The organism is Streptomyces sp. NPDC003300, from assembly GCF_040610915.1.
In the GTDB taxonomy this organism is placed as follows: Bacteria; Actinomycetota; Actinomycetes; order Streptomycetales; family Streptomycetaceae; genus Actinacidiphila.
Genome location: NZ_JBEXNE010000006.1, coordinates 37,458 through 61,538, shown reverse-complemented (window position 1 = coordinate 61,538; position 24,081 = coordinate 37,458). Strand labels below are relative to the sequence as shown.

Genomic DNA, 24,081 nt, shown 5'->3' with positions numbered 1-24,081 from the left:
TGAGCGCGCGCCCGCGGCCGTACGCCTCCACCGGTCGCCGGGTCAGTACCGCCCGGCGACGAGCAGCAGCAGCGCGCCGAGGACGGCCAGCCCGGCCGCCGAGGCGAGCGACGCCAGCCAGGCCCGCGTCCACCGCGGCGCCGGTACGGACCCGTCCCCCGAGGTGCCGGTGCCGGGGCCGCCTCCCGGCTCCGCCCACAGGTAGCCGAAGAAACCGGCCCCCGTCACCGCGCACGCCAGCAGCCACGCGGGGCCGCTCGCGCGCCGGTGCCGGGTCACCGCCAGCGTCCGTACGACCACCAGGAGACCGGCGAGCAGCGCCGCCGCCCGCAGCCACGCCCACGGGGTGAGCAGGACGTAGGCGACGGGCACCAGCAGCGTCAGGCCCCCGGCGCCGTAGGAGCTGTCGAAGCTCCGTACGGCGAGGCCGTCGGCCGCGGGTCCCGCCTGCCGCCTGATGTCCGCGGTGAACTCCCCGACGACACCGTTCCGGCCGCCGGGGAAGGGGTTCGCGGGCCGGTAGGTGTACTGCCGTTCGGTCAGCGGCCCGGCGCTCCAGCGGACGGTGATCCCGGCGGAGCCCTGGTCGTCGACCCGTACCGAGTGGGTCCGCCCGGCCTCGATGTCCCGTGCCAGGGCGCCGGTCGACCCGCCGCCCGGCACGATCCGCAGCAGGACGGTGGCGAACGACAGCACCAGCACGGCGAGCAGCGCCCAGCGGGCGGGCCCCCAGAGCCGGTCGAGCCGGGCGGCGGGCCCGGAGCCGTGACCGCCGGAGCCCGGCCCCCCGGGCTCCCCGCCGTCCGGTGCGGCGGGGAGCGTGGCCTGCGGACCGGTGGTCACTCGACGCTCACCGTGACGGACCAGTAGTACTCCTGGTACACGCTCGCTCCTCCGTAGCCCTGCTTGATGTCCGGGACCCCGAAGTGGAAGGCGGACGCGGTGCCGGTGTCGTTGAACGCGGCGAAGGCCACGGTCATGGAGTGGTCCTTCTTGTTCTGGTTGATCACCTGGTACACGAGGTCGTAGCCGCCGGTGAAGGCTTCGGGGACCTTGGTGCCCACGCGCCCCCTGGTGGCCATGCCGCTGAGGTCCTTGGGCAGATTCTTCATCTTCTCCCCGAGGTTCTTCCCGTCGACATAGTCGTCCTGGCCTCCGAGCGCGTCAATGTCGGCCCCGAAGTCGGCGTCCGAGACCGCCCTGGCCAGATTCTTGATGATCTGGAGACTGTGGCCGTTGAACGCCAACTGCTTGGTGAGCAGGCTGTTCGCGTCGAAGGGCACATTGGCGCCCTTGCCGCCGAGCCACAGTTGCAGCAGGTCGGTCCAGGTCAGTTGCGGCGAGTTGCCGCCCATCTGGTTGCAGGCGGCCATGGTGCCGGAGGTCACGGACGCGCCGACCTTGCAGGGGTTGGTGTTCCCGGCGAGGGCGAGGACGTAGTCGCGCAGTTCCTTGGCCAGCGCCGCGTGGACGTTCTTCTCGTTCTTGTCGTCCTTCCAGGTGTTCTGCTGGAGCGCGGCGAGCGCGTTCTGGCAGGCCCGGTCGCAGCCGCCGCTGCCACTGCTGTTGCTGTTGCCGTTGCCTTTGCCGCCGCTGTGGGACGGCCGGTTCCCCGGGTCGCGGTCCGGGTGGTAGACCGAGCCCTTGCCGGGCACGCCGTTGTGGCAGCCGGTGATGACACCGGTCATGCACTCGGGAACGCCCTCGCCGGTCGGGTCGGCGAGCCCGGTGGGATTGTCGGCGGCGTAGACGTAGCCGTTGAGGGTCTGCGCCTTGTCGGTCTGGAGCAGCGGGTCGACGCTGATGAAGCGGCCGGTCGACGGGTCGTACTCGCGGGCGCCGATGTGGACGAGTCCGGTGCCGGTGTCCGCGGGCTTGCCGAGGAAGGTCTTGTCGTCGGGCCACGCCGTCGCGGGCGCGCTGCCGCGGGCGGCGCCGAACGGGTCGGTGTAGCGCTTGGTGACGGCCTGCGTGCCGGCGTCCACCGCGAGGCTGCTGGTGCCGTGGTTGTCGCCCGCGAGCCAGGTCAGAATGGTGGCGCCGGACTGGGTGGAGCGCACCGCGATCGCCGGTCCCCCGGCGCCCGCGGTGTACGTGCGGACCGCCCAGGTGGTGGTCTTCCCGGCGCTGACCTTGCTGTGGATCTCGGTGGCGCCCAGGTAGACGACGCTCTCGCCGTCGCCCGCGGACGCCCGGCGGATCAGCAGGTTGTCACCCGCGTCGTAGAGGTAGTCGGTGACCTTGGCGCCCTCGGTGGTCCTGGTCAGGTCGCCTTCGCTGTTCCAGGCCAGCGTCTGCGAAGTGCCGCTCGGGCCGGGCCGCTTGGTGGTGTCGCCCGCCTCGTCGTAGCCGTACGTGGCGGTCGCCCCGGTGCAGCTCGCCGCCGCTGTGACGGTGGTCAGGGCGTGCGGGTGGGCGGAGTCGTTGTAGCAGGACTGGGCGGTGCTGTCGCCGGTCGCGGTGTGCTGGGTCCGGGTGAGCCGCAGCCCCGCCGGGTTGTAGGTCCAGCCGGTGGAGTACGGGGCCGCGCCGCCGGTCGTGGTGCTCGCGCAGTCGGCGTTGGCGGGCGTCCAGGCGCTGGTCATCCGCTGGTAGCCGTCGTAGCCGAAGCACTGCGTGTCGGCCTGCGCGGTGCCGCCCTGCGTGGTCGGGTCGGCGATCTTGGTGACGTTCCCGGCGTCGTCGTAGCTGTAGTTGAGGTCCTGCGTCATGTACGCGTGGGTCTGGTCGGTGACCGAGGAGCGGGTCAGCCGGCTGGTGCCCTCCTCGTAGACGTTGGTGATGTACGCCTTCTTCACCCCGGACGCAGCGGTGGCCAGGGTGAGTTGCTGCGGTTCGCCGAGCGCGGAGTAGGCGGTGTCCTGGAGGTAGCCGCTGGTGCCGGTGGCGGTCTCGATCTGGCCGGTCGGCGTGTAGCCGTAGCTGACCGACTCCTGCGGCAGGCCGCCGACGGCGGGCTCGGTGGTGTGCTGGAGGCTGCCGTCGACGTTGTAGAAGGCGGAGTAGCTGTAACTGGCCTTCGCCGCACCGGACTTCACCAGCGGGTCGTTGGCGTCGAGGTCGATCTCGCTGCCGGTGACGTGGTAGGCGTCGTCGTACGCGGTGACCTTCTGGGTGTACGCCTTCCCGGCCAGTCCGCCGTCGTAGCGGGTGGAGGTGTCGAGCTGTCCCGCGGCGGCCGTGTCGTACGTCCACGCGGCGATCTTCGTCGCGTCGGTCCTGGCCGTCTCCCACTCGCCGGTCTTGCGGCCGAGCGTGTCGTACTCGAACAGCAGCGTCTTGTGCGTGGAGCCGGTCGTCGTGGCGATCTGGTCGAGCGCGTTGTACGTGGTCGACGTGGCGCCCATGTCCGGGTCGTTCGCGGAGACCTGACGGCCGAACAGGTCGTAGCCCCAGCTCCACTTGGCGTTGTCGGGGCCGGTGGCGGTGGACTGCTTGCCGTCCCTGGTCAGGCCGTACAGGGTGCTGGTGTGCGCGGGCAGCGGGGCGGCGCCGCCGTAGTCCGCGTCGGCGGGCGAGGCGCCCGAGTAGTCGCGGCGCTCGACGGTGCGGCCGAGCGCGTCGGTGATCACACGGGATGCGGTGCCGCCCGGCTGGGCGCTGGTGGCCGTCGAGTCGCCGGTGTACGTCGAGGTGACGGTGACGCCCTTCTGCACGCCGTAGACGAGCAGCTTGTCGGAGGTGGTGCGGCCCGCGCCGTCGAAGGTGATCTCGTGCTGGGTGGGCGCGCCGCCGTATTCGGCGCGGGCGTACGTGCCGCTCGGCGTGTGGTCCTGGTCGAAGATCCCGGCGAAGGTCTCGTACGCCAACCCCCGTGAGTCGTAACGGGTGTCGGTGAGGACCCGGCCGCCCAGCGGGCTCGGCGACTGCGTCTGGAGCGGGCGCAGCAGCGCGTCGTCGATCTGGTAGGTGACCCTGCGGACGTTGTTCGGGCCGAGCGTGGAGGTGCTGACGTACGGCGCCGAGCCGCGCTCCATGCGGTAGCCGTAGACGATGCTGGCGCTGTCGCCCGCCGACTTGACGCGGCCCGGCTGCCACACGCCGGTCAGCCGTCCCAGACCGTCGTAGGTCAGCTCGGTCTTCTTGGTGTTGACGTCGTAGGTGGTGGTCGGCAGGCCGCGCAGACCGTCGTAGAAGGTCGTGGTCTTCTGGCTCTTGGCGTTGGTGATCACCGAACGGGTCGGGACGCCCGCGCCGGTCGGGGTGTAGGTGTTGGACGTCGGGTTGCCCGCGCCGTCCTTGGCGAGGGTCATCCGGCCGAGGGTGTCGTAGGCCGAGGTGCCGGTGGTCTGCCAACTACTGGGGTTGCGGTCGCCGTTGGCGTCCGCGCCCGCCGGGTACGCGGCGGCCCGGCCCTTCCACATCGCGTCGCCCTTGGCCGGGCTCTGGTTCGCGGTCCAGGCCGTCGCGGCCGAACTGTCGTAGACGGTCGCGGTGTCGGCGAGCACATCGCCGCGCGTGGTGCTGTTCGCGGGCAGCGACAGCGACGCGTCGGCGGTGCCGCACGGCTGGCCGACCGTACGGACCCTGGAGGTCAGGGAGTTGATGCCCGCGCTGTCGTTGCGGGCGTACCAGGTGCGGGTGCAGGTCTCGTCGCCGCTCTTGGCGGTGTCGCCCGCGTCGTCGACCGTGACCGGCATGCCGTAGGAGTCGTAGGTGCTGGCCGTGGTGCTGGTGCGCCACTTGGCGGGCACGGTCAGATAGGTGTCGGAGTACGTCTTCGCGGTGCGCACGTAGTACGCCTCGACGTCGGCGTACGACTTGTGCTGCGTGGCGGTCCTGACCGACCACGGGTCGTTGACGGTCGCCGAGACGGGCGTGTCCCCGTTGTAGGTGACCTGTTGGCGCTGGAAGCCCGCGTACTGGTCGGAGTCGGTGAGCGCCGCCGTGGTCAGTCCCGGCACGGTCAGCCCCGCCACGGTGACCGTACGGGTGCCGCCCGCCTTCACCTTGTCGCCGTTCATGCCCTGCATGTAGCGGGTGACGGTCCTGAGCCGGTTGCCCGCGCCGGTCCCGGAGTACGAGGTGACCGTGCCGTAGCCGCGGAAGACCGACCAGGTGCGCTCGTCGTCGGGTGTGAACGGGCTGTCGTTGTAGTGCCAGGCCGGGTCGGTGTAGACGTAACTCTGCTCCAGCGCCTCGTTGTTGCCCGCCGGGTCGGAGGTGGTGACGTCCACGACGCGGTACTTGTGGAACCAGTCGAGCCCGGCGTCCTCGGCGCCGTTGATGTGCCAGTACTGCGGATAGCAGTTCATGGTGTCGCTGTCCTCGGCGGCGGGCATGTGCGAGCCGCGCACGCACTCCGGCGTCGACATCGTGACGCTGGTGACCGCGCCGGTCTCCGAGGTGACCGACTGGATGCGGGGCCGGTGCAGCGGCAGGATGTCGTCGGTGGCGTCGACCCGGTTCGCCAGCATCTGGTAGGTGAACGACACCGGGTCCAGCGGGACCGCGGTGCCGGCCTCGCCGGTCCGCTTGATCGAGTCGAGCACCAGCGTCTGGTCGCTGCTGTCGCCGAGGTCACCGGCGTCCAGGTACTTCTCCGCCAGCGCCCAGGTGTCGACGGGCGTGTACGAGGTCCCCGACAGCACCAGGGCCTGCACCGAGGTGAGGCGCTTGCGGGTGAAGAACGACGGCGCCTGGGCGGCGCAGTCGGTGTCGGACGCGCCGGAGGCGCAGATCGCGTCGAAGGGCACGTCGGGCCAGTTGTGCGCGGTGTCCTTGGTCAGCTTCGAGCAGTCCGAGGCGGTGCAGCGCTCGGTGTAGCCGAAGGTCACCTCGTAGGGCGCGGTGGCGCTGAAGAGCGTGTCGGAGCGCTGCCCGTAGAGGATCTTGTCGAGGTGACCGCCGCGCGTGTAGGAGGCGTTGGCGGTCTTCGAGCCATTCTTCTTGTAGAAGTTGGACTCCGCCGTGTACCAGTACGACTCGGCGTTGCCGTGGGTGTCGACGACGTAGTCGAGGTTCCAGCGCCACGCCTGGTTGTAGGAGCGGTCGGCGAAGGCGCTGCCCTTGGCGTAGCCGGGCTCGCCGGAGTCGTCGCCGAACACCGGGACGGTCCATACGGAGTTGGTGCGCTGTGAGCCCGCGCCGGTGAGCTTGTTGAGGCCGAAGACGTACTGGGTGCCGTCACCGGTCGTCACCGTCCAGTACTCGCCCGCGCCGTCCACGCTGTCTCCCTCGTCGCCGTTGTCGGCGCCCGTGGAGTGGGTGACGGTGGAGGCGTCGTCGTCGGCCAGCCGCCACTTCCCCGTGGTGTCGTCCTTGACCAGCTCCGTGGACTTGCCGTTCAGGACGACCGAGGCGTTGTCGAACTTCCAGCACTGGTCGAAGACCTCGGCGTGCCCGTCCTTGTCGCAACCGCCGTACTGGCGCTCGACGTAGGAGTCGGCGGAGACGGTGAAGCCCTCACCGACCTGCGAGCCCTGGTTGTTGGTCGAGGCGGTGCGGCCGTCGATGCTGCCGGAGTCGTAGGTGAGCGTCACCGCGGGCACCGGGCCCGCGACGGACGGGGCGACCTCCATCGGGTACGACCAGTCGAAGGAGCCGGAGGAGGTGCCCGCCGACCACTTGGAGGACGCCGACAGGGGGGTGGCGCCGTAGTCGCCGCTGCCCTTGGCGGACTCGCCGCTGTCGGCGGTGACGGCGAAGGCGCTCAGGGTGCCGGCGTCGGTACCGGCCGTGGCGGGGGCGTCGTCGGTGGCGTCAGCACCGGCGTCACCACTGGCACCGGCACCGGCATCGGCGCTGACGTCGGCCGAAATCGTCTGCCGGGCAAGGTCGTTGACGGACGAAGGGACCGGGGTCCGGGTCCTGCACCGCGCCTTCTGCGGGGTGGTCAGGGCGCACGCCGGGAGCCGCACCAGGCGCAGGCGGCCGGACCAGTCGCCGCCGTAGGCGGAGGCGAAGGAGGAGTAGTCGACGGAGACGTGGACGCGTGCGCCGGCCGGGCCGGTGTGCGCGGCGGAGGCCGAACTCGCGTCGCGCGCCCGCGGTTTGACGGCGAGCAGCACACCTCGTACGCCTGCCGCGTCCGTCGCGGCCCGGTCCAGGACGGTGACCTCGGAGGTGCCGGACGCGGCGCTCTTGAGGGTGCTGCCCTTGGGCCAGGTCGTGTGCTGCTCGGCGAGCGCGCGCCGCGCGCTCCGGTCGTCGGCCGCCTTGCCCGCCGCGGCCTTCGCGCGGGCCTGCTGCGCGCCGAGGCCCGCGGTGTGCACCGTGCCGTTGCGCGGCGCGGGCAGATCGGGGCGGCCCAGCGGCCCCGGCGCGGCGTGGGCGAGCGGGCTCAGCCCGACCGGCACGGTCAGCGCGGCGGCGAGCGCCACGACGAACAGCTTGGCGCGCCTGCCCGGCAGGTACGCGCGGGCGCGTGCCCGCCGCCCGCGGCCGGCGAATCCCGATCTCACGATGACAACCCCCTGGTGAATGACGGCCGCGGACCGGAGCACCGCGGCACGAGCAGTCCCGACACCGGCCGCGGACGGACATCCCGCCCCGCGGCCGTACAACCCCACGAACGATCACCACGCGCCCGGCCGGGCCGGTCCGTCCCGCCCCGCCCGGCGGCCGTCACCCGCCGACGGCCGCGTCGGCCCGTTCCCGACGCGCCGCCGCCCCGGCCGTGTCGCCGCCGCCGGAGGAGAGGACCATGCGCGAGGCGACGGCCCCGGGCGGGGCGGAAGCCGTGGACGCTTTTGTATTCGCGCGGGAATCCGGACGGGCGGAATCCGGACGGGCAGAATCCGTATAGCCGGAATCCGGAGCGGCGGAATCCGGACGACCGGAATCCGGACGGCCGGAATCCGTAGGTGACGGCAGGGGCGGCACTCCCGGAATGGCTCCCGCCGTCGGCGGTACGGCGGCGCTCTCACGCACCGCACCCGCCGCGCGCGGCCTCAACCGCCCCTCGCGCACGCCGAACAGCCCCGCTCCACCCCGAGCCATTTCCCCCACCCCACGCTCAGCGATACCTACAGCCGCGTATCGAATCACCGGTCGCCGGGTGGTGACTACGAACCCCCGTGTTCGTAAGGATTGGCGCGGAACGGCGAGGCCGGCCGAATAGCGGAGCGCGCCGGAAAGGCATACGTGCCGGGGGCACCTTCCCGGCGGCCGGAATAACCGGTTGGCCGCGGACGGCCGCGCCTCAATACTGTCCCGGTGTTCACCGACGACGACGATGCCGTGCTCTACGACCTGCTCAATCAGTGGGACCCCGAGCGGTCACCCGGCGACCGGTTCTACACCGACCTGGTCATGGCCGCCGACTCCGTTCTCGACGTGGGCTGCGGCACCGGCATGACGCTGCATCACGCGCGGGCGCTGGGCCACCGCGGCCGTCTGGTCGGCCTCGACCCGCACCCCCCGTCCCTGCGCCGGGCCCGGCGCCGTACCGACATCGAGTGGCTCGACGGCCGCGCCGCCGACGCCCCGCCCGGCGCCGGTTTCGACCTGGCGATCATGACGGGGCACGCCTTCCAGTGCCTGCTCACCGACGACGACATCCGCGACTCGCTCGCCGCCGTCCGCGCCGCCCTGCGCCCCGGCGGCCGTTTCGTCTTCGAGACCCGCCACCCCCAGGCCCGCGCCTGGCTGTCCTGGACCCCCGGTCACCCCGTCACGACCACCCACCCCACCGCCGGTCCGCTCCGCGTCTGGCACAGCGTCGACTCCGTCACCCCCGACCTCGTCACCTTCACCACCACCACCGCCGCCCCGGACGGCACCCCCCTCCATACCGACCGCTCCACCCTCCGCTTCCTCTCCGAGCCCGCCCTCGACGCCTTCCTCAGCGCCGCGGGCTTCCGCACCGAGTCCCGCTACGGCGACTGGCCCCGCACCCCGGTCACCCCGGCCAGCCGCGAGATCATCACCGTCGCCCTGGCCTGACCCCCGCCCTTCAGACGGGCCTGGCCGCCAACAGGTAGCCCTGGGGCTGGCGTTCGTCCGGGGCCGGAGCGCGGGTCGTGGTGGCGGTGACGGTGAGGCCGGCGGATTCGGCGAGGGCGGTGATACGGGCGGGGGGATGCCAGTAGACGTCGAGGGAGATGGGGTGGCCGTAGCCGTGGGAGAGGTGGTGGCGGGTGTCGCCGATCTTGTAGGCCACGGCGAGCGGGGCGCCGGGGGCCAGGACGCGGTGGAATTCGGCGAAGACGCGCGGCAGCAGGCGCGGGGGCAGGTGGATGATCGAGTACCAGGCGACGAGGCCGCCGAGGGAGCCGTCCGGGAGGTCCAGGTCGGTCATCGAGCCGACGTCGAAGCGCAGTCCGGGCAGATCGCGGCGGGCCACGGCGACCATCTCGGGCGAGAGGTCGACGCCGAAGACGTCGAGTCCCAGCTCCGCCAGATACCCGGTGATCCGGCCGGGGCCGCATCCGATGTCCGCCACCGGCCGTCCCCGCTGGGCCAGTTCGGCGAACGCCCCCAGCGTCGCGCGGTCCAGGACGCCGGCCGCCAGCGCGTCCCGCAGCAGGTCGGCGTAGCTGTCGGCGACGGTGTCGTAGGCCGCGCGGATGTCCGTCAGGTCGGTGGATTCCGTCATGCGGGCGACCGTATCGCCGCCCTCTGACACCGCTTATCCGACGCTGCCGTCCGTCAGCGACCTGCGGTCACCGCCCGGCGGACCGCCGCGGCGACGGCGGGCGCGTCGTTCCAGGGAGGTCAGGACGGCGGCCAGGAAGGCCAGCGGGATCACCAGGCCGAAGAGCGTCCACCAGGCGGCGGTACGGTCGTCGGCCCGGCCCTGGTAAGGGGTGTCGGACGCGCTGGCGACGAAGGCGACGACGTCCAGCACCCCGGCCAGCAGCAGCAGCGCCCACACGAGGACCAGGCACGCCAGCCACAGCACACGCCCGGGCGTGACGCGACGCTCGCGTGCGGGCTCGCGTACAGGTTCGCGTACGGGCTCTCCTGCGGGCTCGCGGCCAGGTTCGCGTACGGGCTCTCCTGCGGGCTCCGGCATGCGCGCCCGGCTCAGACCAGGCGCCGTGCCGTCGCCCACCGCGTGAGCTCATGGCGGTTGGAGAGCTGGAGCTTGCGCAGGACGGCCGAGACATGGGACTCGACGGTCTTGACCGAGATGAAGAGCTGCTTGGCGATCTCCTTGTACGCGTAGCCGCGCGCGATCAGGCGCAGGACCTCGCGCTCGCGCTGGGTGAGCCGGTCCAGGTCCTCGTCGACCGGCGGGGCGTCGGTGGACGCGAAGGCGTCCAGCACGAAACCGGCCAGCCGCGGGGAGAAGACGGCGTCTCCGTCGCGCACCCGGAAGATCGAGTTGATCAGGTCGGGCCCGGTGATGGTCTTGGTGACATAACCGCGCGCGCCGCCCCGGATGACACCGATGACGTCGTCGGCCGCGTCGGAGACCGAAAGGGCCAGGAAACGCACCGGGTTGTCGGGGTCGGCGGCCAACGGGGCGCAGCGGCGCAGGACTTCGACACCGCCGCCGCCGGGCAGGTGCACGTCGAGGAGGACGACCTCGGGCCGGGTCGCGGTAACGACACTGACCGCCTGGTCGACGTCGGCGGCCTCGCCGACGACCTCGACACCGGTCTCCTCGGTGGCGCCGATCTCCGCCTGGACCCCGGTACGGAACATGCGGTGGTCGTCGACGAGCACCACCCGTACCCGCCGCTCCCCCGCCAAAGGCGCACTCGGTGTGCTCATGCCGCCACCCTCTCCATCTCCAGTTCGACTTCCGTACCGCCGCCGGGTGCGGCCCGCAGCCGGGCCTCGCCGCCGTTGCGCTGCATCCGGCCGATGATCGACTCGCGGACGCCCATGCGGTCGTCCGGCACCTGGTCGAGGTCGAATCCGGGGCCGTGGTCGCGCACGGAGACGAACACCTTGACGCCCTCCACCTCCGCGTAGACCTGAACGGGTCCGCTGCCACCGTACTTGGCCGCGTTCACCATCGCCTCCCGCGCGGCCTGCATCTGCGCCGCCAGCTTCTCGTCCAGCGGGCAGTCGCCGACGCAGACGACCTCGACCGGGACGCCGTGCGCGTCCTCGACCTCGGCGGCGGCGGCGCGTACGCCCTCGGCGACCGTCGTCGGCTCGTCGTCGCGCCCGGTGCCCTCGGGGCGGTAGAGCCAGGCGCGCAGCTCGCGTTCCTGGGCGCGGGCCAGCCGGTTGACCTCGCGGGGTTCGTCGGCGTGCCGCTGGATGAGGGTCAGGGTGTGCAGGACCGAGTCGTGGACGTGGGCGGCGACTTCGGCGCGCTCCTGGGCGCGGATGCGCATCAGCCGCTCCGCCGACAGGTCCTGTGTCATACGGACCAGGTACGGGCCCGCGATCAGGGCGACGCCGACGAGGACGGCGAGCGCGGCCTGGAGGATGCCGCCGAGGTGGCTGCCGGAGCCGCGCACCACGATGAAGCCGGTGACGCCCGCGACGACCAGGGCGACACCGGCCGCCGCGCGGGCCAGCGGCCAGAACCGCTTGCCGTGGCTCATCTCGACCCAGCGGGCCTTGCGGGCGTTGTCGGCCTGCCGCCAGACCAGCGCGACACCGAGGCCGATGACCAGCAGCGGCCACACGGCGCGGTTGGCGGCGCCGAGGTTGAGGTTGTCGATGAGGATGCCCGCGCCGACGGCCAGCGCGATCAGGGCCATGATCTGGCCCTTGTCGGGCCGCTTGCCCGCCAGCCACGAGCGGGCGTCGCGCGGCTCCTTGGCCATGGCGACACCGCCGACGCCGAGCGGTACGAAGAACCAGAAGACGGCGTAGAGGAGCACACCGATGCCGTTGAAGCAGGCGAGCAGCACGAACAGGCCGCGCACCCACAGCACGGGCAGGCCGAAGTGCCCGGCCAGGCCGCGCGCGACGCCGCCGACCATCCGCCCCTCGGAGCTGCGGTAGAGCTTGCGCACCCCGGAGTCCCCCGGCTCGTGCGAGGACAGGGGCGAGGAGAGGAAGGACGCCCCGCTGGGACCGCCGGGACCGCGCGGAGCACCGGGCCCGCCGAGGCCGGGACCACCGGAGCCGCCCAGGCCGGGACCGCCGGGACCGGGGCCGCCCGGCACGCCGGGTCCGCCGGACCCGCCCGGCATACGGGACGCTCCGGGCATGCCGGACGCTCCGGCCGGGCTGCTCGCTGACATACCCCGATCGTCACACGTCCGGGCCGCCCGGGGCATCAGGGTTGTCCCCCCAGGGGTAGGGCAGGGTACGGATCAGGGACGTACCAGGGTCGGGGCCGATGCCGGCCGCCCCCGCGAACCGTCACCATGGTCGTATGACGGACCAGCCACCCGAAGAGCCGAGCGACGTGCCGCGCGACCGGCCGAGTGCACCGCGCGCCGACGACGCCGACGGCAGCGACCTCGGCACCGGCGGCACCGGCGGCCCGGACGGCGACAGCGCCGCGCCCAAGCGGCGGCTGACCCGTGGCCGCGACCACAAAGTCCTCGCGGGCGTGTGCGACGGAGCGGGCCGCTACTTCGACATCGACCCGGTGATCTTCCGCGTGGTGCTGGCCGTCCTCTCCCTCACCGGCGGCATAGGTCTGATCATCTACGGCATGGGCTGGCTGGTCATCCCGCTGGAGGGCGAGCGGCAGAGCGAGGCGCAGCGGCTGCTGTCCGGCCGGATCGAGGGCGCGCCGCTGACCGCCGTGCTGATGGCGCTGGTCGGCTGCGGGCTGTACGCCTCGATGCTGGACAACGGCGACGACCAGGCGTTCTCACTGATCCTGCTGGCCGCGACGACCGGCGCCGTCTACTACTGGGCCCAGGTACGGCGTCGGCAGGCCGCGGGCGAGGCCGCCTCCCCGTCGGGCGCGGCGAGCGCGGTGGTGGACGCGCCGCCCGCCGTGCAGGCGCCGCCGGAGCCCGGCGGCTCCGCGTCCTGGTGGCGCGGCCCGCTGACCAAGGAGCCGTCGTATCTGTGGGGCCCGGACGACGGCCCCTACGGCGACGAGGACAAGGTCGCCTGGCGGGAGCGCAAGCGCGCGGCCCGCAAGAAGGAGAGCTCGTGGGTCTTCGGCCTGACCGTCTTCGTGCTGGTCGTGGCGGCGGGCGCGATCGGCACCGGGGCCGCGGCGCCGTACCAGTCCCCCGCCGTGAGCGTCGAGATCGGCCTGATCGCGGTGCTCGGCGTCTTCGGCCTGGCCTTCGTCGTCGCGTCGTTCGCCGGGCGGGCGCGCGGCGGCACCGTCTTCTTCACCCTGCTGACCCTCGCCGGGCTGATCGCCACCGCGTCGGTGCCGCACGACAACGCCGGGTGGCGCGACACCTGGAGGCCGATGACCGCCGCCGCCGTCCAGCCGACGTACGAACGCGGCAGCGGACAGGGCGTCCTCGACCTGACCGACCTGACGCTCGACGGCAGGACGGTCAACACACGGGTCGACCTGCGCGTCGGCGAAGTGCTGATCAGACTGCCCAAGGACGCGACCGTGCAGCTGACCTACCACGTCGCCGTCGGCGCCATCCGCCTGCCGGAGAAGGACCACGGCGGGCTGAACGTCAACAGCGAAGGGGCCGTGCCGGTCGTCTTCGCCCCGCCCGCGGGCACCATGAACACCGGCACGGTCAACGTCCACGTGCGGATCGGCGCCGGTGACCTGCGGATCGAGCCCGCCACGGCCGGGACCGGTACGGGGACGGCCCCGCTCGCGCCGACCGCGCCCGCCGTACCCGGCGCGCGCCACGTGCCCGTACCCGGCGTGCCCGGCCCGCCCGCAGGACAGGTGAACCGATGAGAAGGCACCGCTTCGAACCCGCCGTCCTGGTCATGGGCCTGGTGCTGCTCTGGCTGACGGCGTGCTTCATCCTCGACGCCTGCCAGGTCTGGGACCTGCGGCCCGAGGACTCCGTCCCGCTCGTCGTCAGCGGTCTGGCCCTGACGGTGGCCACCGCGATCGTCACACAGGTCGTGAGGGCGGTACGGGGGCGCCGGAAGCGCCGCCGCGCGTAGCGGAGCCCGAGCCGTCGGCGGCGTGCGCGCCGGGCCCCGGCACCGCGCCGCCGCCCTTGCCGCGCCGCCGCGCGAGCAGCGCGTCCAGCGACAGATAGGGCGTGCCCGCGAGCACCAGCGGCAGCCAGGCCATCAGATACGCGAGGTCGTTGCCGTAGTAGTACGGCGTCGAGGACCAGCTCACCGTCAGCCACAGGCTGAGCGAGACCAGCGCGCCGCCGAGGGCGGCGACCCGGCCGAGGAGCCCGAACAGCGTGCCGAGCCCCGCCGCTGTCTCACCGAGCGCGATGGCGTACCCGAAGCCGTGCGGCGCCTTTAGCGCGAGGTCGATCATCGCGGGGATCGCCGCGGTGTCGTGGGCGCCGTGCAGGATCTGCACCAGCGAGCCGTTCGCGGAGTCGGTGAAGAAGGTGTCGCTGGTCAGCTTGTCGAGCCCGGCGTAGATGAACGTGACGCCGAGGAAGATCCGCAGCGGCAGCAGTGCGTAGCGACGGGCGGTGTCCCGCCGGACGTCGAGCCGTTCGAGCATCGTGTTCCGCCAATCCCGCCGCCCGTGCGTTCCCTGATGAGAACGATTCTGCCGGTACGGCGCCCTCGGGGGGACATACGTACGCCCGGCGGCTGTCACTCAAGGCGGCGGGCGGAAACCGTGGGACCCGCAGAAAGACCCGCACGTCTCTGGCAGTACGCGGCCCCGCCCCCGATACTCAGGCATCGCACGGACCCGACGGGTGGAGGTATCCGAGTTGCCGTACGACCTGACGATCTACCTGGCCCACCGCGACGACTACGCGGACTTCCTCACCGCGACCGACGAGGAGGCGTCCGTCGTCTGGCACCGCAGGCAGGGCGACCACACCGACAGGGCCGACCTCCTGGAGCGTACGGAGGCCGCGTACGGCAGGACCCAGGCCGCCCTCAATGTGCTGGACATCGAGGGCGGCGGCCCGCTCACCGAGGCGAAGGCCCTGGTCGGCCGCATCCGGTCCTTCTACGACATGGACGAGATCCCGGACAGCGCGTGGGAGGAGTACAAGGCGGCCAGGAGCCGCTACGTCACCGCGGCCCGCGAGAGCCTGGCGGCGCACTGACCGCGCGTCACTCCCACTCGATGGTGCCCGGCGGCTTGCTCGTCACGTCGAGCACCACGCGGTTGACGTCGGCCACCTCGTTGGTGATCCGGGTGGAGATCTTCGCCAGCACCTCGTACGGCAGCCGCGACCAGTCCGCGGTCATGGCGTCCTCGGAGGAGACCGGGCGCAGCACGATCGGGTGGCCGTAGGTGCGGCCGTCGCCCTGGACGCCGACGGAGCGGACGTCGGCGAGCAGCACCACCGGGCACTGCCAGATGTCGCGGTCGAGCCCGGCCGCGGTCAGCTCCTCGCGGGCGATGGCGTCGGCCTCGCGCAGCAGGTCGAGCCGGTCGCGGGTGACCTCGCCGACGATCCGGATGCCGAGCCCGGGGCCGGGGAACGGCTGCCGCTGCACGATCTCCTCGGGCAGGCCCAGCTCCTGGCCGACCATCCGCACCTCGTCCTTGAACAGCTTGCGCAGCGGCTCGACGAGCGTGAACTGGAGGTCTTCGGGCAGGCCGCCGACATTGTGGTGCGACTTGATGTTCGCGGTGCCGGTGCCGCCGCCGGACTCGACCACGTCCGGGTAGAGGGTGCCCTGGACCAGGAACTCCACCGGCTCGTCGCCGGGCGCCTCGGCGACGATCTCCGCCTGCGCCTGCTCGAAGACCCGGATGAACTCCCGGCCGATGATCTTCCGCTTCTGCTCCGGGTCGCTGACCCCGGCGAGCGCGTCCAGGAAGCGGTCGGTGGCGTCCACGACCTTGAGCTGGACGCCGGTCGCGGCCACGAAGTCCTTCTCGACCTGCTCGGTCTCGCCCTTGCGCATCAGTCCGTGGTCGACGTACACGCAGGTGAGCCGGTCACCGATGGCCTTCTGGACGAGGGCGGCGGCGACCGCGGAGTCCACGCCGCCGGACAGCCCGCAGATGGCCCGGCTGCTGCCGACCTGCTCGCGGATCAGCGCGATCTGCTCGTCCACGACATTGACGGTCGTCCACGTCGGCGCGAGGCCCGCGCCGCGGTAGAGGAAGTGCTCCAGGATCTGCTGGCCGTGCGTGGAGTGCAGCACCTCGGGGTGGTACTGGACGCCGTACAGCCGCTTCTCGTCGTTCTCGAACGCGGCGACCGGCACCACGTCGGTGGACGCCGTCACGGCGAAGCCCTCGGGCGCGGCCGAGCAGGCGTCGCCGTGCGACATCCACACCGACTGCTCGGCGGGGGTGCCCTCGAAGAGGGTGGAGCCGGGCTTGGAGACGGCCAGCGCGGTGCGGCCGTACTCCCGCGCCCCGGTGTTGTCGACGGTCCCGCCGAGCGCCGTCGCCATGAGCTGGAAGCCGTAGCACATGCCGAAGACGGGGACGCCCGCCGTGAAGATCGCCGGGTCCAGGGTGGGGGCGCCCGGCTCGTAGACCGAGGACGGGCCGCCGGACAGGATGATCGCGCTCGGCCGCTTCGCCAGCATCTCGCTCACCGGCGTCGTGGAGGGCACGATCTCGCTGTACACCCGGGCCTCACGGACCCGGCGCGCGATCAGTTGCGCGTACTGCGCACCGAAGTCCACGACCAGGACCAGGTCCGGTGTATCCGGTGTGCCCGACGAGGGGGCGGGGGCGACTGGCGTTACCACGGTGTGCCTTCCGGCGGTTCCAACGGGGATAGGACCCGATTCTACCGGGGCGGCGGACTCCCTCCTTCCCCCGGCTTGCCCCGCGGGAGGCGAGGGGGGCACACTGACGCCATGCACACGCGCAGCGTCACGTTTACCTATGGCACCGGCTGGTCCGGCTGCCATGGTCGCGTCGCGTGAGCTGACGAGCGACTTCCCAGGCGCCCCGGGCCGGACGGCCCGGGGCGCCTGTCGTTTCGCTCCCCCGGGACCCGAGGCCCGCGGCGCCGCCCGCCCCTCCCGAGGAGAGCAGACATGACGACCCCGACCCCGACACCTATCTCCGTCCCGGCCCCCATTCCGGCCCCGGCCCCCGCGACCGCGACCGCGGGCACCGAGAGCGCCCCGGACGCCCCGGACACCCACGGCGTCCCGGAGTCCGCGGACGCGGTCATCGCGCGCAAGCGGCGGCGGATCGACGATCTCGACACCCGGATCATCGGCCTGGTCAGGGAACGGATGACCGAGTCGGCCGACATCCAGCGCGCCCGCATGACGTCCGGCGGTCGCCGGGTGAGCCTGAACCGCGAGATGGAGGTGCTGACGCACTACAGCGCGGAGTTGGGGAGGCCGGGCACGTCACTGGCGATGACGCTGCTGGAACTGTGCCGCGGCAAGGTGTGAGCGGCGCGGCCGGAGCGGCCCGCGAGGCGTGACGTTTCGCCCTTTCGAGCGGCATCACCCGTACGGCACGTGACCGGCCCGCGATGGCTTCGTTGGAGGTGGTGTCCGTGCCATCCAGGGGCGGTAACCCAACACCACGCGTGGAACTGGACACCGCCTAGACGCAGCTAGGCGGGGTGTGACCGATGCGATGAGGCGACCGCAGGTGTGCGGTCGCCGTGGGACCTCGTGTCGGTGCTATGTGACCGGACGGCAGGGGACAGCAGCCCGGTCACGACTCAAAGAGGCGGTCGGCTCCGGGGACGCTTGGATCCGGCCGCTCTGCGAGAACCCACATTACTCATGTACGGCTCCCGGCACGGACTTCCCGTCCACGATCGGGTGACACAGCGCGTGCCCGTGCGCACGGGTACGCGTCGGCGCGCGCGGACGCGTCACCCGAACACGTCAGTCACCGCAGTCAGTTCAGGCAGTTCAGCCGGTTCAGCCGGTTCAGCCGCGTCACTCTGCCACGGACCTGGGCGGCACCGCGGGGACCGGCAGCATCGGAAGCCGCAGCGCGCCGAAGGCTCCCTCCGGCACCACCGGGGCGGCGGGCCGTACCGCGGCGATCCTGCGGTAGCCCTCGCCCTGGGCCGGACGCGGGTCCGCCTCGCCCTTGTTGGGCCACAGCGACATCGCGCGCTCCGCCTGCGCGGTGATCGTCAGCGACGGATTGACGCCGAGATTCGCCGAGACGGCCGAACCGTCGACCACATGGATGCCCGGGTGCCCGTAGAGCCGGTGGTACGGGTCGATGACGCCGTGGTCCGCGTCCTCGCCGATCGGGCAGCCGCCCAGGAAGTGCGCGGTCATGGGGCGTTCGGTGGCCTCGCCGACATTGCTGCCCGCGAAGCCGTTGATCTCCTCGGCTATCAACTCCGCGGCCCGCGCGCCCTCCGGGATGTGCGTCGGGTTGGGAGCGCCGTGACCCTGACGGGCCGTCAGCAGCCCTTTGCCCAGGCCCTTGGTCTTGCGGTAGGTGGTCAGCGAATTGTCGCTGGTCTGCATGACCAGGCCGATGATCGTCCGCTCCGACCAGTGGAAGTTGGACAGCGAGCGGAGGCCGACCGCCGGGTGGCGCAGGTAGTTGACGGCGAATTCGGCCCAGCGCGGCACCTTCCCGCCGTACGGCGCCGCCATGATCGACAGATTCCCCATCGCGTTGGAGCCCTTGCCGTAGCGGACCGGCTCGATGTGGGTGTGGTCGTTGGGGTGCACGGACGAGGTGATCGCGACGCCCTTGGTGAAGTCCAGCGCGCGGTCCGGGTGCCGCTTGCGGTAGCGGCGGGTGGAGGTCTGCGCGCCCACCAGCGCCTCGGAGTTGGTACGGGTCAGCTCGCCGAGCTTCGCCGAGATGCCGGGCAGCCGGCCGCCGTCGCGCATCGCGTGCAGCAGCGTCTGCGTCCCGTACGTGCCCGCCGCGACCACGACCTGACGGGCCCTCAGCACCGCCCGCTCGCCCTTCTTGCGCTGGTCGGTGGGGACGGCGGTGACACGGTAGCCGCCCTCGGGGTCCTCGGTGAGGTCGGTGACGGTGGTCATCGGGTGGATGACGGCGCCCGCGCGCTCGGCGAGGTGCAGATAGTTCTCCGTGAGGGTGTTCTTCGCGCCGTGCCGGCAGCCGGTCATGCACTCGCCGCACTCGGTGCAGGCCCGCCGCGCGGGGCCGGTTCCGCCGAAGTACGGGTCGGACACCTCGCCGCCGGGCGCCGCCTTCGACGCGCCGCCCGCGTCCTGGCCGTCGCCGAAGAACACCCCGACCGGCGCGAGGTGGAAGCTGTCGCCGACGCCCATCCGCTCGGCCGCCGCCTTCAGATGCTCGTCCGAGGGGGTGAGCGTGGGGTTGGTGCGCACCCCGAGCATCCGCTGGGCCTGGTCGTAGTACGGCGCCAATTCCTGCTGCCAGTCGGTGATCGCGCCCCACTGCCGGTCCTCGAAGAACGCCTTCGGGGGCACGTACAGGGTGTTGGCGTAGTTCAGCGAGCCGCCGCCGACGCCCGCGCCCGCCAGCACCAGGACGTTGCCGAGGACGTGGATGCGCTGGATGCCGTAGAGGCCGAGCGCGGGCGCCCACAGGTAGTTGCGGACGTCCCAGGAGTTCTTCGGCAGTTCGTCGCGGGCGAAGCGGCGGCCGGCCTCCAGCACGCCGACCCGGTAGCCCTTCTCGGTCAGCCGCAGCGCGGAGACGGAGCCGCCGAAGCCGGAGCCGATGACGACGACGTCGTAGTCGTAGCCGTCTTCCTGTGACACGTGATCCTCCGTGCGTCGGTGCGGGACTCGTCCGGTCCGGTCCGGTCCGGCCGGGTCGGCGGGCAGGGCGTGGGCGGGGCGCGGGCGGCGGGAGAGGGCCGGGCAGCGCGCGGGCGGGCGGGGGTCAGCGCATCCGCAGGGCCTTCATCGCCTTCAGCGAGACGGTGAGGAACTTCGCGTACGTCTCGTCGGTCATGCCGAGCGAGGGCGCCATCGGCAGAAGGCGCTGGGTGGCGACGGTCTGGGCCTCGGTGTGCTTGAGGATGCCCTCGGAGCCGTGCCTGCGGCCGAGCCCGGAGTCCTTCATGCCGCCCATCGGCGCTCGGACGCTGCCGTACGCGGCGGCGTACGCCTCGTTGATGTTGACCGTGCCGGAGCGCAGCCGGGCCGCGATCCGCGCGCCGCGCCGGGTGTCCTTGGTCCACACACTGGCGTTGAGGCCGTAGTCGGTGTCGTTGGCGCGCTCGATCGCCTCCTCCTCGTCGCGGAAGCGGTAGACGGACACGACGGGGCCGAAGGTCTCCTGCGCGCAGACGGCCATCGGGGCCTCGACGCCGTCCAGGATCGTCGGCTCGTAGACGTACGGGCCGATGTCGGGGCGGGCCCGGCCGCCGGCCACCACCGTGGCGCCCTTCTCGCGGGCCTCCTCAACGTGCCGGACGACGGTCTCCAACTGCCGTTCCCCGGCCAGCGATCCCATGCCCGCGCCGTACGCGAGGGCCGTGCCGAGCCTGATCGCCTTCGTGCGCGCGGCGAACTTCTCCAGGAACGCGTCGGCGACCGACTCGTCCACCAGCAACCGCTCGACGGAGACGCAGAGTTGACCGGCGGAGGCGAAGCAGGCGCGGACGGCGCCGTCGGCGGCCTTGTCGAGGTCGGCGTCGCGCAGCACCAACAGGGGGTTCTTGCCGCCGAGTTCGAGGGAGGCGCCGATCAGCCGGGCGGCGGCGCGCTGGGCCACGTCGCGGCCGGTGCGCGTCGAGCCGGTGAAGGACACGTAGTCGGCGTGCTCGACCAGGGCCGGGCCGACGACCGGGCCCTCGCCGATCACGATCTGCCACACGTCGGCGGGCAGTCCCGCCTCGACCAACTGCTCGCGCGCCCACAGCGCGGTCAGCGCGGTCTCGGTGTCCGGCTTCATCACCAGGGCGTTGCCCGCCACGAGTCCGGGCAGCGCGTCGCCGACGGACAGCTCCAGCGGGTAGTTCCAGGGCGCGATCTGGCCGACGACCCCGCGCGGCTGCCGCAGCTCCACGGCCTTGGTCAGCGTCGGGATGGCGCCGGTGTGCCGCTTGGGCTTCAGGTACGCGGGGGCCTTGCGGCCGTAGTGCCGGGCCGCCATCGCGACCACCTGCACCTCTTCGTGCGCGTGCATGCGCGCCTTGCCGGTCTCCACCTGGATCAGGTCGAGCACCTCGGCCTGCCGGGCGAGCACCAGGTCGTGGAAGCGGAGCAGGACCGCGGCGCGCTGCCGTACGGGGGTGGCGGCCCACGCCTTCTGCGCCGTGCGGGCGCGCGCGAACGCCTCCGCGACCTCCTCGGGCGTGGTCTCCGGCAGGTCGGCGAGCTTGTCGCCGGTCAGCGGGGTGTGGCTGGCGGTACGGCCTCCCCCTGCTTGCCAGCGGGGGGACCCCCAGCCGATGACGTCGCGGGTGAGGCGGGCGACCAGATCGGGGGTGACGACGTCCTTCGGGCCGCGCGCCGTGGTGGGCGCGACCGGGTTTCCGTCGGTGGGGCCGTCGGTGGGGCGGCCGTCTGCGGGGGGCGTGCTGCGCTCCAGCGAATCCGTCATGCCGGTGAGATTACGACCGTCCGGCACCGATTGGATACCCGTGAGTAAGTATTTTCCTCGTGATCCGTGCAACTAAGCCAGCAATCGGTGGCGTCATACGGATCTTCGCAGGTCACGAGGGTTGCCCGGAGGGGCAGTGGCGGCAGGTGCCGGGCGCCCTCGGGGCGCGTACGTGTCGGTGGAACATCAGTGCGGACGGAAGGCGGCGCGCGCCGCGTCGAAGGTGTCCCGTGCCCGCTCGACCTGCTCGATCGGCGCCGACAGCCACATGTCGTACATCCGGCCGCCCTCCGTCCAGCACAGGTCGAACGTCCGGCGCGCGCCGTTGCCGTCCGCGAAACCGTCGTACGTGAACTGCCACAGCGCGGCGGGCCGCCCGCGCTGCGTGGTCTCGGTGATCACGCCGTCCCGGTACCCGGGATAGACACTGCCCGCCTGGGGACCGGCCAGATCCTGGTCGCGCAGCACCGCGTACGGGCCGCGCGGGTCGGGCGACTGCTCGCGCTCGCCGAAGCGGAAGGCACGGTCGGGCGACCAGTAGTACACCCGCAGGACGCCGCTGCTGTCGCGCTGCGCGTCGCGTACGTATCCGGCGGGCAGCGCCAGCGAGAAGCCGGTCGGATCGGTGACGCGCTCGTACCCGGCCGGGAGGGCCGGGGCCGTCGGCGGGGGTGTCGTCGGGCTCGGCGTCGTGGGCGGCGGGGTCGTGCCCGTCACCGGCGCCGTGCTCGGCGGGGGCGACGCGGCGCGGGCGCCGCCGTCGTCGTGCCGGACGACCAGCACCGCGGCCAGCGCGCCGCCGCCGACCGCGAGGGCCGCCACGCTCACGGCGGCGGCGAGGACACGGCGCCTGCGGCCCTTCGGGCGGGGGGTCGCCCGCGGCTCGGGCTCCGCGTCACGCGGGGGTTCGGCCGCCGGGACCACCGGTACGTGCTGGGCGGGCGGCGGCTCACCGGTCTCCGCGTACGCCGTCAGCAGCGTCTGCGCCCGCGCCGCGCCCATCCGGCGGCCCGGGTCCCGGTCGAGCAGCGCCGTGACCACCGGCAGCAGCGGCTCCGCCGCCTCGGGCGTCCTGATCGTGTCGATCGCGACCGCGTGCACGATCTCGCCTATCGACTCGCGGTGGAACGGGGACTCGCCGTCCACCGCCGCGCACAGCAGCGCGCCGAGCGACCACAGGTCGGACTCCGGGCCCGCCGCACGGCCCGACATCCGCTCGGGCGAGGTGTACTCCGGCGACCCCACGAAGGACCCGGTCTCGCTGATCGTCGCGCTGCCCGCGACCCGGGCGATTCCGAAGTCCGTCAGCACGACGCGTCCGGTGCCGCGCTCGAGCAGTACGTTCGCCGGTTTCACGTCACGGTGCTGGACCTCGCTCGCGTGCGCCGCCCGCAGCGCGCCCGCCACGGCCGCGCCGATCCGCGCCGCCTCCCGCGGTTCCAGGGGGCCGTCCTGTGCCAGCACGTCCGCCAGCGAACGGCCGTCCACCAGCTCCATCACGATCCACGGGCGGCCGTCCTGCTCCAGCACGTCGTACACGACGATCACATGCGGGTGCCTGATCCTGGCCACGCTGCGCGCTTCGCGCAGTGCCCGGTCCTGGCCGCCCTCGGGCAGGTGCAGCTCCTTGACCGCCACCGGTCGGTGCAGCAGCTCGTCCTCCGCCCGCCACACCGTCCCCATCCCCCCGCGGCCGAGCCGCCCCGTGATGCGGTACCTCCCCGCCACCACATCCCGAGGCTCCGCCTCCGCCGTCCACCCCCCGTCACTCCCCATACCCCCCAGGCTATCCACCCTCCCCACCCCGGCCCACCCTCCAGGGCCCCCTCCCCGAACAGCCCCTCCCCGCAGGGCGTCCGCTCCCAGGGCCTCCTCCCCAGCGCGCCCCCCTTTGCGCAGGGCCTGTCTTCCAGGGGCGCGGGGGGACTTCGCCTAAAGACAAGGCCCGTTCTACCGGCGAGAAGTCGCTCTGAACAGGAAAAATGAGACATTCACGCTGGTCAGTTGGGGTGCGCGCATTGCTGGGTGCGCGTGCGGGATGGCGGTTGGGCGGGGCTTTGGGCGGGAGCTGCCATGGGGCGAGAGATCGGGGCCCGTAAGCTCGCGCGACTCGGGCAGGCTGTGGACCTGCCCGCAATAGCCCGAAGTGGGCCCCGATCTTAGAGGCTCGCCCCATGGTGGCTGCCTAAAGCCCCGATCAGCCGCCCATCAGCCGTAGCTGCTTGAACCGGTGTGCGGTCCGTCGACGGCAGCATCGAGTGCTACAGGCCGAGGCGGTAGAAGACCTTCCCCGCCTTCTGTTCCACGCCCAGTGCCTCGTAGAACGCGAGGGCCGGGGGGTTGTCGGTGTCTGCCGTCCATTCGATCCGGGAGCACGCGGATTCGGCGGCGATCCTCTTCAGCTCAGCCAGCAGCGCACGACCTACGCCGCGACGCTGAGCGCTCTCGCGTACGTAAAGCTCCTTGAGGTACAGCGACGTGTCCGCGCCCGCTGCGGGCCAGAGGAACGTGTAGGACGCGAGCGCGACGACGTTGCCGTCATTCCGGGCGAGGAGAACGGTCGCGGCGGGCCTGGAGGAGAACAGGGCCCGGCGGATCTGCTCGGGATCGGCGGCGGTCGGCTCGCCGCCGTAGTAGTGCTCTATCTCTCCGAGGATCACGGAGATTTCGTCCGTGTCCGCCTCGGTCGCCTCGCTGATCTGCACCGCGCCCGCCCT

At 72.4% G+C, this 24,081-nt stretch carries 16 protein-coding genes and 1 pseudogene; 5 read left to right on the top strand and 12 right to left on the bottom strand.

The genetic code is table 11. From position 1 onward, the window contains the following. Positions 1 to 42 precede the first annotated feature (42 nt). Both ABZX65_RS11205 and ABZX65_RS11200 read right to left on the bottom strand, forming a co-directional pair. Complete coding sequence (locus ABZX65_RS11205; RefSeq protein WP_355336824.1) at positions 43 to 843, bottom strand: hypothetical protein; 801 nt, start codon at positions 841 to 843, stop codon at positions 43 to 45. Next, positions 840 to 7,403: an RHS repeat-associated core domain-containing protein gene (locus ABZX65_RS11200; protein WP_355336823.1), complete on the bottom strand. Its 6,564-nt coding sequence runs from the start codon at positions 7,401 to 7,403 to the stop codon at positions 840 to 842. The genes ABZX65_RS11205 and ABZX65_RS11200 overlap by 4 nt, the downstream gene beginning before the upstream one ends. Positions 7,404 to 8,157: 754 nt before the next feature. Here ABZX65_RS11200 and ABZX65_RS11195 point away from each other — a divergent pair. After that, entirely contained in the window at positions 8,158 to 8,886 is a 729-nt protein-coding gene (locus ABZX65_RS11195; RefSeq protein WP_355336822.1) for a class I SAM-dependent methyltransferase, read from the top strand. A gap of 10 nt (positions 8,887 to 8,896) precedes the next feature. Here the strand turns inward: ABZX65_RS11195 and ABZX65_RS11190 are convergent, their stop codons facing one another. The 4 genes from ABZX65_RS11190 to ABZX65_RS11175 form a co-directional block, all read right to left on the bottom strand. After that, entirely contained in the window at positions 8,897 to 9,538 is a 642-nt protein-coding gene (locus ABZX65_RS11190) for a class I SAM-dependent methyltransferase (protein WP_355336821.1), read from the bottom strand. Positions 9,539 to 9,571: 33 nt separating this feature from the next. Beyond that, a complete protein-coding gene (locus ABZX65_RS11185) occupies positions 9,572 to 9,844 on the bottom strand; it encodes a hypothetical protein (RefSeq protein WP_355336820.1) in 273 nt (90 codons plus the stop codon). A gap of 125 nt (positions 9,845 to 9,969) precedes the next feature. After that, the gene (locus tag ABZX65_RS11180) at positions 9,970 to 10,662 is read right to left on the bottom strand and encodes a response regulator transcription factor (protein WP_188281968.1); all 693 of its coding nucleotides are present in this window, start codon (positions 10,660 to 10,662) and stop codon (positions 9,970 to 9,972) included. Beyond that, positions 10,659 to 12,098, bottom strand: coding sequence for a PspC domain-containing protein (locus ABZX65_RS11175; protein WP_355336819.1), 1,440 nt, complete (start codon positions 12,096 to 12,098; stop codon positions 10,659 to 10,661). The genes ABZX65_RS11180 and ABZX65_RS11175 overlap by 4 nt, the downstream gene beginning before the upstream one ends. A 134-nt stretch (positions 12,099 to 12,232) precedes the next feature. Between ABZX65_RS11175 and ABZX65_RS11170 the strand changes: the two genes are divergently transcribed. Next, the gene (locus tag ABZX65_RS11170) at positions 12,233 to 13,699 is read left to right on the top strand and encodes a PspC domain-containing protein (RefSeq protein WP_355336818.1); all 1,467 of its coding nucleotides are present in this window, start codon (positions 12,233 to 12,235) and stop codon (positions 13,697 to 13,699) included. After that, a complete protein-coding gene (locus ABZX65_RS11165) occupies positions 13,696 to 13,914 on the top strand; it encodes a hypothetical protein (protein ID WP_355336817.1) in 219 nt (72 codons plus the stop codon). Before ABZX65_RS11170 ends, ABZX65_RS11165 begins: the two co-directional genes overlap by 4 nt. Positions 13,915 to 13,963: 49 nt before the next feature. Here ABZX65_RS11165 and ABZX65_RS11160 read toward each other — a convergent pair. Beyond that, positions 13,964 to 14,443 (bottom strand): annotated as a pseudogene (locus ABZX65_RS11160) (DoxX family protein); the annotation flags it as partial. A gap of 202 nt (positions 14,444 to 14,645) precedes the next feature. Between ABZX65_RS11160 and ABZX65_RS11155 the strand changes: the two are divergent. After that, positions 14,646 to 15,005 carry a hypothetical protein gene (locus tag ABZX65_RS11155; RefSeq protein ID WP_355336816.1) on the top strand — a complete coding sequence of 120 codons (360 nt, stop codon included), beginning with the start codon at positions 14,646 to 14,648 and terminating at the stop codon, positions 15,003 to 15,005. Positions 15,006 to 15,012: 7 nt separating this feature from the next. Here the strand turns inward: ABZX65_RS11155 and guaA are convergent, their stop codons facing one another. After that, a complete protein-coding gene (gene guaA / locus ABZX65_RS11150) occupies positions 15,013 to 16,617 on the bottom strand; it encodes a glutamine-hydrolyzing GMP synthase (RefSeq protein ID WP_355336815.1) in 1,605 nt (534 codons plus the stop codon). A gap of 294 nt (positions 16,618 to 16,911) precedes the next feature. On the opposite strand from guaA, the gene ABZX65_RS11145 reads away from it, so the two are divergent. Then, positions 16,912 to 17,280 carry a chorismate mutase gene (locus ABZX65_RS11145; protein ID WP_355336814.1) on the top strand — a complete coding sequence of 123 codons (369 nt, stop codon included), beginning with the start codon at positions 16,912 to 16,914 and terminating at the stop codon, positions 17,278 to 17,280. Positions 17,281 to 17,781: 501 nt separating this feature from the next. Here the strand turns inward: ABZX65_RS11145 and ABZX65_RS11140 are convergent. From ABZX65_RS11140 to ABZX65_RS11125, 4 genes are all read right to left on the bottom strand, one after another. Continuing rightward, positions 17,782 to 19,572 carry a GMC family oxidoreductase gene (locus ABZX65_RS11140; protein ID WP_355336813.1) on the bottom strand — a complete coding sequence of 597 codons (1,791 nt, stop codon included), beginning with the start codon at positions 19,570 to 19,572 and terminating at the stop codon, positions 17,782 to 17,784. Between the two features lie 124 nt (positions 19,573 to 19,696). Continuing rightward, positions 19,697 to 21,364, bottom strand: a complete 1,668-nt coding sequence (locus ABZX65_RS11135; RefSeq protein WP_355336812.1) for a succinic semialdehyde dehydrogenase — start codon at positions 21,362 to 21,364, stop codon at positions 19,697 to 19,699. A 186-nt stretch (positions 21,365 to 21,550) separates the two neighbouring features. Next, positions 21,551 to 23,095: a serine/threonine-protein kinase gene (locus ABZX65_RS11130; RefSeq protein ID WP_355336811.1), complete on the bottom strand. Its 1,545-nt coding sequence runs from the start codon at positions 23,093 to 23,095 to the stop codon at positions 21,551 to 21,553. A 530-nt stretch (positions 23,096 to 23,625) separates the two neighbouring features. Then, the gene (locus tag ABZX65_RS11125) at positions 23,626 to 24,069 is read right to left on the bottom strand and encodes a GNAT family N-acetyltransferase (RefSeq protein ID WP_355336810.1); all 444 of its coding nucleotides are present in this window, start codon (positions 24,067 to 24,069) and stop codon (positions 23,626 to 23,628) included. Positions 24,070 to 24,081: the final 12 nt, after the last annotated feature.